At 70.5% G+C, this 7,250-nt stretch carries 7 protein-coding genes and 1 other RNA gene; 2 read left to right on the top strand and 6 right to left on the bottom strand.

All coding sequences use genetic code 11. The features are described 5' to 3' along the window. Positions 1-8: 8 nt before the first annotated feature. The 5 genes from ssrS to RDU12_RS10160 all read right to left on the bottom strand — a co-directional run bounded on the left by ssrS (position 9) and on the right by RDU12_RS10160 (position 2,687). Positions 9-169, bottom strand: a non-coding RNA gene (ssrS, locus tag RDU12_RS10180) — 6S RNA. A 53-nt stretch (positions 170-222) separates the two neighbouring features. Then, positions 223-1,575 carry a S41 family peptidase gene (locus RDU12_RS10175; RefSeq protein ID WP_308684552.1) on the bottom strand — a complete coding sequence of 451 codons (1,353 nt, stop codon included), beginning with the start codon at positions 1,573-1,575 and terminating at the stop codon, positions 223-225. Continuing rightward, a complete protein-coding gene (locus RDU12_RS10170; protein ID WP_300293640.1) occupies positions 1,575-2,054 on the bottom strand; it encodes a MarR family winged helix-turn-helix transcriptional regulator in 480 nt (159 codons plus the stop codon). The genes RDU12_RS10175 and RDU12_RS10170 overlap by 1 nt, the downstream gene beginning before the upstream one ends. Positions 2,055-2,121: 67 nt before the next feature. Next, positions 2,122-2,430: a cell division protein ZapA gene (locus RDU12_RS10165; RefSeq protein WP_300293638.1), complete on the bottom strand. Its 309-nt coding sequence runs from the start codon at positions 2,428-2,430 to the stop codon at positions 2,122-2,124. Continuing rightward, a complete protein-coding gene (locus RDU12_RS10160) occupies positions 2,430-2,687 on the bottom strand; it encodes a hypothetical protein (RefSeq protein ID WP_308684551.1) in 258 nt (85 codons plus the stop codon). Before RDU12_RS10160 ends, RDU12_RS10165 begins: the two co-directional genes overlap by 1 nt. A 142-nt stretch (positions 2,688-2,829) precedes the next feature. On the opposite strand from RDU12_RS10160, the gene tkt reads away from it, so the two are divergent. After that, positions 2,830-4,779: a transketolase gene (tkt, locus tag RDU12_RS10155; protein WP_300291687.1), complete on the top strand. Its 1,950-nt coding sequence runs from the start codon at positions 2,830-2,832 to the stop codon at positions 4,777-4,779. Positions 4,780-4,783: 4 nt separating this feature from the next. Next, positions 4,784-6,004: a formate-dependent phosphoribosylglycinamide formyltransferase gene (purT, locus tag RDU12_RS10150; protein WP_300291684.1), complete on the top strand. Its 1,221-nt coding sequence runs from the start codon at positions 4,784-4,786 to the stop codon at positions 6,002-6,004. Here the strand turns inward: purT and RDU12_RS10145 are convergent. After that, on the bottom strand, positions 6,001-7,250 hold a 1,250-nt coding region (locus RDU12_RS10145), incomplete at its 5' end, for a S41 family peptidase (protein ID WP_308684550.1). The two genes, purT and RDU12_RS10145, sit on opposite strands and share 4 nt — an antisense overlap.

Genomic DNA, 7,250 nt, shown 5'->3' with positions numbered 1-7,250 from the left:
GAAAGGGTGGCGGCGCCGCAAGAACCGTGAAGGACGTTTAAATCCTCTCGACCTGGGTAGCCAGGTGGGCGCCGTGTGCCCAGGCCCACGGGCCTGATCAGGGACAGCTCCCTTCGAGTGAATTAAGGTCGCGAGGAAATGTTGCCTTCGACGAGGGCCGCAGCAGGACCCGCCGTGGCGGAAGATAGTCGTTCCGCCGGGGCGGAACAATGGCAGTCCACCTCAATCACGCGCAAAGCGGGACGGCGCAGGCTCGTCGATCCGCTGCATTTCCAGCGCGTCCCCGGTCAGGCGCATGCGCAGGCGGTCGTCGGTTCCCTCGACGGCGAACAGACCATCGGCGGTCAGAGGCGACAGGGCGGAAGTCCGGCCGTTCGGGCGACGCCACGCCAGCCGGCCATCCTCGAACACGATGGTCCGTCCGCCATAGCTGCCCGCCAGGGCGTTCAGACGCTCGGGCGGCAGATGAACCGGATGCAGGCGGGCCTCGATCGCCACACGGGCCCACTCCCAGCCGGCGCGGTCCACCGGATCGGCCTCGCTGCGGGCGAGCAGGGTTTCCAGCGCCTGGGCCATCGCGGCGTCCAGCGCGGTTTCCGGATCCACGGCGAGGTCCGGGCTGACGCCGACGGCCTCCCAGTTCCCGCCGGTCACCGGATGCACCGGGCGGCCGTAGGAGACGCTCAGCATGAAGCCCGGCGCGATGGGAAAGAAGGTGTTGTTGTTGGCCGCCCCGCCCGTGGTTGCGCCGACCAGCGTACCCAGCCGGAACTGCTGGACGTCATAGGCGAAGGCCTCGGCCGCCGAGCCGACCTGCCGGTTGATCAGGACGTAGAGAGGCTTGCCGTACAGCCGCCCCGCCGGGAGGTTGTCGAGCGTGCGCGACTGGACCGGGTGCTTGCCTGCCTCGAGGAAGGTGATGTCCAGCTGATCCGGCTCCATGAAATGGCTGAGCAGATAGCGCACGGCGGCGTGGTCCCCGCCCCCGTTGCCGCGCAGGTCGATGATCAGGGCGTCGCCTTCGCGCAGGAAGCGCATGGCGTCGTCGTAGGCCTGCCCCGTGCGGTCCGCGACCCAGTGGAACTGGCTGATGCGCAGGTAGCGGACGTTGCCAGGCAGAATGCGCGTCTCGACCAGGCCATGGTTGCTGCGCACGGCGGCGGCGGCCCAGATGGCCTGGAACGCTGGATTGTCCGCCGTCTCCGCGTCCGAGCCGGCGACGGCCGCATATTCGGCGGGGGCATGGTTCAGATACATGTGCCCGTCGCCGCTCGACTCACGAAGGTCGGCGGTCACCCGCTCGGCGAAGACGCCGGGGTCGGCGGTGTCGTAGCGTCCGCCGGCCAGCCCTTCGTTCAGTCGGTCGCGGATCGCCGGGACGCGATCGGGAAAGACGTACCGTGTCTCGACCGTGTGGATGATGGCGGCGACGGCGGCGGCGCGCTCGGCGGCGACCAAGGGCGCCACGGCCTCGACCCTGGCGACCGCCGCCGGCGCAACGCGCTGGGCAAGGGCGGGCGTCCCGGCCAGGCAGGCCAAGGCGCAGACGGAAAGGATGAGGCGGGCGCGGTTCATCAATTAACTCCGGGGGTGGGGGAGAAAGCCGCCGCCAGTCGGTCGGCGAGCGGGCGGCGCTCAAGAACATCGAGCGCCCGGATCAGAATGTCGGCGAGGGGCTGGCCGAGATCGTCGTCCAGCGAGCGTGAGGCGACGTCGGTGGCCGTCCAGCACCGCTCCAGCCGGGGCAGATGCTCCATCGCGAACGGCGTGAGGGTCACGATGCGTTCGCGGGCGTCCTTTCCAGCCTCAAGCGAGACCCAGCCGCGCGCCGCCATCTGGGTGATGGTCTGGCTGACGGCGGAATGGGTGACGCCGGTCCGTTGGGACAGGGCCCGGAGGCTGGCCGGGCCGCTATTGAGCAGGGCGCGGAGGATCGGCGTGAAGCGGGGCCGGTAGTCCAGACCCGCATCGACGTAAAGCTGTTCGACCGCCCCATCGAGATGGTCGATGAGACGGCGGAGAAGGACGCCATGGGTCTGAAGCGAATAGGTCATGGAGGATGTATAAGTGCTGATACATTTCCTCAAATGACAAATCGGACAACCTTCCGGCACCGGTGTGTCAGAGTCCCTGGGCGATCTTTTCCAGCCGGGCGGCGACGGCGTTCAGGGCCTCGGCGACCCCGTCGGTCGCAGGCGCGGCGTCGGGAGCCGGCGCGCCGCCGTTCAACCTCGCCTCGTGCAGTTCGTCGGCGAGCAGCAGGCCGGCCATCAGGAACAGGCGGATATCGCCCACATGGCCGACCTCGCCCGCGACCTGGCGGACATGACCGTCGAACTGTTTGGCGAGGATGCGGACCCGCTCCTCCTGCCCGTCCGCGCAGCCGACGGCGTAGGGACGGCCGTTGATCTCGACGGTCACCGTCGCCATCAGCGGGACTCCTGTTCGGCCAGGCTGTCGCGGATGGCGTCGGCCGCCCGGGCGAGGGCCTGGGCGGCGTCGCGACCGGCGGATTCGAGCTCGTGGATGCGGGCGCGGTCCGTTTCGCTGGAGGGCTGGGGCGCGAACAGGTCGTCGTCGGGGGCGCGGCCGGTCCCGGCGGCGCGGCTCTTCAGGTCGAGCAGACGGCGTTCGAGCAGCGCCAGAGCGCGATCAACCCGGTCCTTGGCGGCCGATGCAGCGTCCATTCAGGTCAAATCCTCCAGAATCCGTATAGAACCCGCTCGCGCGTCGGGGTAAAGCGGCGCGCCTCCCTTTTTCCGCCTCCCGACGAAAGGTCCCCCCGTGACCGACGCCAAAACCGTATCCGAAAAAGCCACGCCGAAGCAGATGGCGGACGCCATTCGCGTCCTGGCCATGGACGGAGTCGAGAAAGCGAAGAGCGGCCATCCCGGCATGCCGATGGGCATGGCCGACGTGGCGACGGTGCTGTTCTCGCGGTTTCTGAAGTTCGACGCCTCCCGCCCAGACTGGGCCGACCGCGATCGCTTCATCCTGTCGGCCGGCCATGGCTCGATGCTGATCTACAGCCTGCTGCACCTGACCGGCTACAAGGCGGCGACGAAGGAAGAGCTGTCGAACTTCCGCCAGTGGGGCTCGAAGACGGCGGGGCACCCCGAGTACGGCCATATGCCGGGCGTCGAGACGACCACCGGTCCGCTGGGACAGGGTCTGGCCAATTCGGTCGGCTTCGCCATGGCGGAGCGGCATCTGGCGGCGCGGTTCGGCGAGGATCTGGTCGATCACCGGACCTGGGTCATCGCCGGCGACGGCTGCCTGATGGAGGGCGTGTCGCAGGAGGCCATCACCCTGGCCGGGCGCTATCGGCTGAACAAGCTGACGGTGCTGTGGGACGACAACGAGATCACCATCGACGGCAAGGTGTCGCTGTCGGACACGACCGACCAGAAGGCGCGCTTCAAGGCGGCGGGCTGGGCCGTGAAGGCCATCGACGGCCACGACCTGCACGCCATCCGGGCCGCGATGAAGTGGGCGATCCGGCAGGACAAGCCGACCCTCATCGCCTGCAAGACCAAGATCGGGCGCGGCGCGGCGACCATGGAGGGCAGCCACAAGACGCACGGCGCCGCCCTGGGCGCGGCCGAGGTGGCGGCGACGCGGCTGGGTCTGTCCTGGACCCACGAACCGTTCGAACTGCCCGAGGCCGTGGACAAGGCCTGGAAGAAGGTCGGACGACGCGGCGCCAAGGAACGCAGGGCCTGGGAGGCCCGACTGGCGGCGTCGTCGCAGGCCGCCGACTTCACCCGCGCCATGAAGGGCGACCTGCCCGAGGGGACCTTCGCCAAGCTGGACGCGAAGATCGCCGAACTGGTCGAGAGCCAACCGGCCCAGGCCACGCGCCAGTCATCGGGCGCGGCGCTGGACGAGCTGTTCGCCGCCATTCCCGAATTGATCGGCGGCTCGGCCGACCTGACCGGATCGAACAACACCTTCGTCAAGGGCACGCCGATCCTCGACGCGCCGACCTACGAAGGCCGCTACGTCAACTGGGGCATCCGCGAGTTCGGCATGGCCGCGGCCATGAACGGCATGGCGCTGCACGGCGGGGTCATCCCCTACGGCGGCACCTTCATGGTGTTCTCGGACTACAGCCGGCCGGCCATCCGCCTGGGGGCGCTGATGGGGGTTCGGGCCATCCACGTGCTGACCCACGACTCCATCGGGCTCGGCGAGGACGGCCCGACGCACCAGCCGGTCGAGCATCTGGCGGCCCTGCGGGCGATCCCGAACCTGCTGGTGTTCCGCCCGGCCGATACGATCGAGGCGATGGAGTGCTGGAAGCTGGCGCTGGAGCACAAGGACGCGCCCTCGGCCCTGGCCCTGTCGCGCCAGAAGACCCCGGCCGTCCGCACGGTCGCCGCGGCCGGAAACCTGTCGGCGAAGGGCGCCTATGAAATCCGCGCCGCCAAGGGCAAGGCGAAGGTCACCCTGTTCGGCACCGGCACCGAACTGGCGCTGGCGCTCGCCGCCGCCGATGCGCTGGAGGCTGAGGGCACGCCGACCCGCGTCGTTTCGGTTCCCTGTTTCGAGCTCTTCTTCCAGCAGCCCAAGGCCTATCAGGACAAGGTCGTCGGTCGCGGCACGGTCCGGGTGGCCGTCGAGGCCGCCATCCAACAGGGCTGGGAGCGGTTCATCGGCGAGGACGGCGGCTTCGTGGGCATGACCGGTTTCGGGGCCTCGGCCCCGGCCGAGGTGCTGTACGAGAAGTTCGGAATCACCAGCGAAGCGGTCGTCGCGGCGGTGAAGGCGCGGCTGTAAGACCATGGCCCGCATCGGCACCCCCCTGTCGGACACCGCCACCCGCGTCATGCTCCTCGGCGCAGGAGAGCTGGGCAAGGAGGTGGCGATCGAGCTGCAGCGACTCGGCGTCGAGGTGATCGCCGTGGATCGCTATCCGAACGCCCCGGCCATGCAGGTGGCGCACCGCAGCCACGTCATCCCGATGACCGATCCGCACGTGCTGGCCGGGATCATCGCCGCCGAGCATCCGCACATCATCGTGCCGGAGATCGAGGCCATCGCCACCGACGTCCTGGTCGAGATCGAGGCGGCGGGGCACGCGACGGTCATCCCGACGGCGCGGGCGGTTCACCTGACCATGAACCGCGAGGGCATCCGCCGGCTGGCGGCGGAGGAGCTGGGTCTGCCGACCTCGCCCTACGCCTTCGTCAGCGGCGCGGCCGAATTAGCCGAGGCCGCGCACCGGATCGGCCTGCCGGTGTTCGTCAAGCCGGTGATGTCGTCCTCAGGCAAGGGCCAGTCGATGATCGAGGCCGTCGAGGACGCCGGCAACGCCTGGAACTACGCCCAGTCGGGCGGACGGGTCGAGACGGCGCGGGTCATCGTCGAGGGGCGGATCGACTTCGATTTCGAGATCACCCTGCTGACGGTGCGGTCGATGCGCGCCCCGGATCAGGTCCGGGGTGACGAAGGCGCTGTGCGAACGGATTTCTGCGCCCCGATCGGCCATCGGCAGGTCCAGGGCGACTATGTCGAGAGCTGGCAGCCGCAGGCGATGACGCCGGCGGCGCTGGCGGCGGCGCAGGATATCGCGGCGAAGGTCACGGACGCCCTCGGCGGTCTCGGCGTCTTCGGGGTGGAGCTGTTCGTCAAGGGCGATCAGGTCTGGTTCTCGGAGGTCTCGCCGCGGCCGCACGACACCGGACTGGTGACCCTGGCGACCCAGACCATGAGCGAATTCGCCCTGCACGCCCGGGCCATCCTCGGCCTGCCGGTCGACGTCAGCCTGCGCGAGCCGGGCGCGAGCGCCGTGATCTACGGCGGCATGGACGCCACGGGCGTCGCCTTCGAGGGCGTGGCGGAGGCGCTGGCCGTTCCGACGGCGGACCTGCGGCTGTTCGGCAAGCCGGAGAGCTATGAGCGCCGCCGGATGGGCGTGGCGACGGCAAGGGGCGCGACCGTCGAGGAGGCGCGCGAGCGGGCCCGTGAAGCGGCCTCGAAAGTGAAACCCGTCGCCGGCTAGAGCGACGGCGCCTGCGCGACGCGGGCCTGTCCCTCGGCGGCCCGGGCCAGCGCGGAAATGGCGAGTTCAAGCGCCAGGTCCTGATCCGCGGCCTCGTCCGCCAGAGGCGTGGTCAGGTCCGGCGTCACGCCCCGCTTCTCAAGCCGCACGCCGCCGGCGGTGACGAAGTCGGACCGGCTCAGGCTGAGGCGGCCGCCGTCCGGCAGGGCGGTGTCCTGCGAGATCAGCACGGCGCCGGCGGTCTGTTCGCCGACGACCACGGCGCGGCCGGCTTCCTGCAGGGCGGCGGGAGTCAGTTCGGCGGCGCTGCGGCTGTTGGCGTCGACGAGGACGGCGACGTCGTTCGGCGCCGGGGCGTCGAGGTCGCCGCAGCCGCCGGCGGTCTTCAGCACGATCGCACGGCCAGAACGGGGGGTCCGGGTGGCCCAGGCGAGGTCGCGCGGCAGAAAACAGCTCAGCAGGGCGTCGGCTTCGAGCAGCCGCCCCCCGGGATTGCCGCGCAGGTCGAGGACGATGTCGGTATCCGACGGCAGGGACGCCAGCTGGCGTCCCATCCAGTCGCCGAGCCCGAGGTCGAAGGCGTCGATGCGCAGGACGGCCACGCCGGAACGGGACAGGTCCGCCGTGAAGGCCGGGCGCGGCGGCATGATCCGGGGCGTGACGGTCAGGGTGCGGCGGGCGCCGTCCGGATCAGCCAGGACGAGAGTCACGACCTGGCCTTCGACCACGTCCAGTTCGGGGAACCAGGCCCCGGGCGCGGTGGTGTCCAGCCGCCAGCCGGCGGCGACCCCGGCCGCCTGGGCCGGAGAGTCTTCGCGGACCCGCTCGACGACATAGACGCCGGGCTGGCCGGGGTCGCGGCGCAGGGTCACGCCGATGGCGGGGCGCGGTTCGCGCACGGTATCCAGGCGACGCGCGACGGCGGGGGCGGAAGCGCCGGCGTGATCGTCGTCCAGAAGGGCGAGCATGTCGCCGAGCACCCGGTACAGGGCGCGGTCGTCGGGAGCCGCCAGCGCCTCGGGCCGGTATGTGCGGCGCGCCGCGTTCCAGTCCACGCCGTGCAGCCCGGGATCGTAATACTGGCCGCGGACCTCGCTCCAGACCCGGTCGAAGACGCGCTGGTTCATCCGCACACGTTCCCGCGAGGGCCGGGCCGGAGCGGAGGCGTCCGGGGCGGCCGCGAACGATGCCTCTCGTACGGCGCCGGGGTCGCGCGCCTGGGCCGGCGCCGCGATGAGCGCAAGGC

This window comes from Brevundimonas sp. (assembly GCF_031082345.1).
Taxonomy (GTDB): domain Bacteria; phylum Pseudomonadota; class Alphaproteobacteria; order Caulobacterales; family Caulobacteraceae; genus Brevundimonas.
This window is presented reverse-complemented; position numbering and strand designations above follow the sequence as displayed.